Source organism: Acinetobacter sp. 'aerobic (ED)', from assembly GCF_904886855.1.
GTDB lineage: Bacteria > Pseudomonadota > Gammaproteobacteria > Pseudomonadales > Moraxellaceae > Acinetobacter > Acinetobacter courvalinii.
The window spans coordinates 1-991 of sequence record NZ_CAJHGI010000019.1; the positions used below are offsets into that span (position 1 = coordinate 1).

Annotated in this window: 1 protein-coding gene; it reads right to left on the reverse strand. The window is 45.5% G+C overall.

Features of this window, described 5'->3' with window-relative positions:
* Positions 1-948 (reverse strand): thioredoxin family protein (locus tag JO943_RS18445; RefSeq protein ID WP_202741515.1); only part of this gene is annotated, 948 nt, incomplete at its 3' end.
* Between the last annotated feature and the right edge of the window lie 43 nt (positions 949-991).

The following is a 991-nucleotide window of genomic DNA, read 5'->3' on the forward strand; positions in this document are numbered from 1 at the left end:
TTTCGATTCAAGCTTGGCACCATTTTCCAGTTCAACTTCAACCAGACCGTTGGCGGTTTGATCTGCGCCTGTGATCTTGCTGACACGTTGCAGGTTCATGATATCCACGCCGTATTCACGGACGTGTGCTTCCATATCCTGAGCAAACTTAGGACCAACGGTTTTTTGCACTGTGGTGAAGTTTTCAATGTCCATGGTATCCATCACCTGACCGCCAAAGCGTTCAGCCACGATACCAGTCTTGATGCCTTTACGCGCTGCATAGATTGCCGCAGTACCACCGGCAGGACCCCCACCAATCACCAACACATCAAATGTATCTTTGGCATTGATGGCTGCTGCATCTTTCTCAGCAGAATGGGTATCTAACTTGGCCACGATTTCTTCCAAAGTCATACGACCCTGACCGATATGTTCATTGTCCTGAAACACCATTGGTACAGCCAAGATTTTGCGCTCTTCCACTTCATCCTGGAAGAAAGCACCATCAATCATGGTCGCTGTGGTATTCGGGTTGTTGATTGCAATCAGGTTAAGTGCCTGCACCACATCTGGACAGTTATGACAGCTCAATGACACAAACACATCAAAGTTGGCAGTCAGGTTGAGACCTTTGATTTGAGCCAAGACTTCATCAGAGACTTTTGGCGCATAACCCGATACTTGCAATAATGCCAGAATCAAAGAAGTAAACTCATGGCCCATTGGCAAACCAGCAAAGAACACACGCGGTTGTTCACCTGCTTTGGCCACACCAAAGCTAGGACGGCGAGCGTTTGAACCGTCAAAACGCGCCGTAACCTGATCAGAAAGTTCTGCGATTTCAGTCACCAGTTCTTTGATTTTCTCTGCTTTGTCTGAGTCATCTAAAGCAGCAACCAGTTCGATCGGACTTTCTAAACGTTCTAAATAAGCTTTTAATTGAGTTTTGATATTTTGATCTAACATGTATTTCTCCAAACCCTAAGACTTTTAAATCGGTCAATTCATT